The organism is Mycobacterium sp. TH-M15 (genome assembly GCF_057473705.1).
In genome coordinates this window covers 1-3,069 of sequence record NZ_JBYCLB010000537.1, presented here as the reverse complement: position 1 = coordinate 3,069, position 3,069 = coordinate 1, and the positions used below count along the sequence as shown (strand labels likewise).

General features: G+C 70.6%; 3 protein-coding genes and 1 tRNA gene. 3 read left to right on the top strand and 1 reads right to left on the bottom strand.

The genetic code is table 11. The annotated features are described in order from the left end of the window. A partial coding sequence (locus AC2VNT_RS13100; RefSeq protein WP_486947274.1) for an MFS transporter occupies window positions 1-460 on the bottom strand: 460 nt, incomplete at its 3' end. A 173-nt stretch (window positions 461-633) separates the two neighbouring features. Here AC2VNT_RS13100 and AC2VNT_RS13095 point away from each other — a divergent pair. The 3 genes from AC2VNT_RS13095 (at window position 634) to AC2VNT_RS13085 (ending at window position 3,046) form a co-directional block, all read left to right on the top strand. Then, a complete protein-coding gene (locus AC2VNT_RS13095; protein WP_486947273.1) occupies window positions 634-1,425 on the top strand; it encodes a fumarylacetoacetate hydrolase family protein in 792 nt (263 codons plus the stop codon). Then, entirely contained in the window at window positions 1,422-2,894 is a 1,473-nt protein-coding gene (gene gltX, locus AC2VNT_RS13090; RefSeq protein ID WP_486947272.1) for a glutamate--tRNA ligase, read from the top strand. The genes AC2VNT_RS13095 and gltX overlap by 4 nt, the downstream gene beginning before the upstream one ends. Before the next feature lie 80 nt (window positions 2,895-2,974). Next, a tRNA-Gln gene (locus AC2VNT_RS13085) sits at window positions 2,975-3,046 on the top strand. Window positions 3,047-3,069 lie beyond the last annotated feature (23 nt).

Sequence of the window (3,069 nt, the reverse complement as noted above, 5' to 3'; positions counted from 1 at the left end):
CGATGCCCAGCGGCTGCGCGGTCTGCCGGATGCCCATCACCAGGCCGCGCTGGTGCGGCGGGAACCAGCCGGTGACCAGCCGCCCGCTGGCGGTGTTGGCGCTGGCGGCCGCCATCCCGCCGAGGAACAGCAAGACACCCACCATGCCCAGCGAGTCGAACGCCGCGGCGCCGTAACACGCCGCCGCGGTCAGCGCCGAGCCGACCGAGAGCACGATCCGCTCGCCGACCCGGTCCAGCAGCGCTCCCCAGGCGAACAGGGTGAGCACCATGCCGAAGCTGGGCATGGAGGCCAGCAGACCGGCTATCGCCAGGTTGGTCTCCCGTTTGGTCTCCAGCATCGGGATGACGAAGGCGATGCCGTTGATGAAGACGAACGAGCACAGCGTCGCCGCCAGCGCGATGACCACGATCGACCAGCGCGCGGCGGTGCTAGGCGAGTCAGCGGACGCCGGGGCCACCCGGGTATGGTGTCACACCCGTCTCACTGGCCGCGCCGAACCGGGCGTAGCTGATACCGGTCCAGCTCGACGCAGCGGCGTCGAGCGCCATCACCCGCGGCGGCTGGGGGCGGCGGAAGGCGCTGCGCGACCGAGCTGCGCTGGGAGTCGCGGTCGCCAGTACCCTTTGACGAATGCGCCTCGGCCGAATCGCCAGCCCGGACGGCGTCGCTTTCGTCAGCATCGAAGGCGAGTCCGGTGAGCCCACCGCCCGTGAGATCGCCGAGCACCCGTTCGGCACGCCGACGTTCACCGGCCGTTCCTGGCCGCTGGCCGACGTCCGGCTGCTGGCGCCGATCCTGGCCTCCAAGGTGGTCTGCGTCGGCAAGAACTACGCCGACCACATCGCCGAGATGGGCGGTTTCGACGGGGGCGAGGCACCGGTCGACCCGATCATCTTCCTCAAGCCCAACACGGCGATCATCGGGCCCAACACGCCGATTCAGCTGCCGCCCGGCGCCGCGGAGGTGCACTATGAGGGCGAGCTGGCCGCGGTGATCGCCCGGCCGTGCAAGGATGTCCCGGCCGCCCGGGCCGCGGAGAACATCCTCGGCTACACCATCGCCAACGACGTCTCCGCCCGCGACCAGCAGCGCGCCGACGGGCAGTGGACCCGGGCCAAAGGCCACGACACCTTCTGTCCGGTCGGGCCGTGGATCGTCACCGACGTCGACCCGGCCGACTTGGCGCTGCGCACCGAGGTGAACGGCGTGCTTAGACAAGACGGCCGGACCTCGCAGCTGATCCACGACGTCGGCGCGATCGTGGAGTGGATCTCGGCGGTGATGACCCTGCTGCCGGGCGACCTGATCCTCACCGGCACGCCCGCCGGCGTCGGCCCCATCACGGACGGCGACACCGTCTCGATCACCATCGAAGGGATCGGCACTTTGACCAATCCAGTTGTCCGGAAAGGAAAGTCGTGACCGATCCTGGTGCCGTGCGGGTCCGGTTCTGCCCGTCGCCGACCGGCACCCCGCACGTCGGGCTGATCCGCACCGCGTTGTTCAACTGGGCCTACGCCCGGCACACCGGCGGCACCCTGGTGTTCCGGATCGAGGACACCGACGCCGAACGCGACAGCGAGGAGAGCTACCGGGCGCTGCTGGACGCGCTGCGCTGGCTGCAGCTGGACTTCGACGAGGGGCCCGAGGCCGGCGGGCCGTACGGGCCGTATCGGCAGTCGCAGCGCGGCGAGATCTACCGCGACGTGGTGGCGCGGCTGCTCGACGCCGGCGAGGCCTACCACGCCTTCGCCACCCCGGCCGAGGTCGAGGCCCGGCACCTGGCGGCCGGACGCAGCCCGAAGCTGGGCTACGACAACTTCGACCGCGACCTGACCGACGCCCAGCGCGCGGCCTACCGGGCCGAAGGCCGCCAGCCGGTGGTGCGGCTGCGGATGCCCGCCGAAGAGCTCGGCTGGTGCGATCTGGTGCGCGGCGAGACCGCGTTTCCGGCCGGCACCATTCCCGACTTCGCGCTGACCCGGGCCACCGGGGATCCGTTGTACACGCTGGTCAACCCGGTCGACGACGCGCTGATGAAGATCACCCACGTGCTGCGCGGCGAGGATCTGCTGCCGTCCACGCCGCGCCAGATCGCGCTGTACCAGGCGCTGATCCGGATCGGGGTGGCCGAGTGGGTCCCGGAGTTCGCCCATCTGCCGACGGTGCTCGGCGAGGGCACCAAGAAGCTGTCCAAGCGCGACCCGCAGTCGAACCTGTTCGCCCACCGGGACCGCGGCTTCATCCCGGAGGGGCTGCTGAACTACCTGGCGCTGCTCGGCTGGTCGATCGCCGACGACCACGACGTGTTCAGCATGGCGGAGATGGTGGCCGCGTTCGACGTCGCCGACGTCAACTCCAACCCGGCCCGGTTCGACCAGAAGAAGGCCGACGCGATCAACGCCGAGCAGATCCGCCGGCTGCAGCCCGCGGACTTCGCCGCCCGGCTGGCGGCCTACTTCGACACCCACGGTCACCGCACCGGGCTGGACGAGGCCGGCTTCGCCGAAGCCGCCGCGCTGGTGCAGACCCGGATCGTGGTGCTCGGCGATGCCTGGGATCTGCTGAAGTTCCTCAACGACGACGCGTACGAGCTCGATCCGCGCGCCGCCACCAAGGAGCTGGGTGCCGAGTCGGCGCCGGTGCTCGACGCCGCGGTCGCCGCCCTGGGGGCCGTGCCGGCCTGGACCGCCGGGCAGATCGAGGCCGCGCTGAAGGATGCGCTGGTGGAGCGGCTCGGGCTCAAGCCGCGCAAGGCGTTCGGTCCGATCCGGGTGGCGGTGACCGGCGCGCCGATCAGCCCGCCGCTGTTCGAATCGCTGGAGCTGCTGGGCGCCGAGCGCAGCCTGGGCCGGCTGCGAGCGGCTCGGGAGAGTGCCCCGCGCGGCTGAGCCGAGATCTTTGGTAGTCTGCACGTCGGCCCGCAGCCGTTGGCCGGGGGCGACTCTGACCAGCGGCTTTAGCTGGTCAATGGGGTATGGTGTAATTGGCAACACAGCTGATTCTGGTTCAGCCATTCTAGGTTCGAGTCCTGGTACCCCAGCAAAACCGGCCTACCGCAAGCGA

What these genes read in the sequence shown, in the direction of transcription:
- AC2VNT_RS13095 (WP_486947273.1), top strand. Translation starts at nt 634, where the DNA reads ATGCGCCTCGGCCGAATCGCCAGCCCGGACGGCGTCGCTTTCGTCAGC.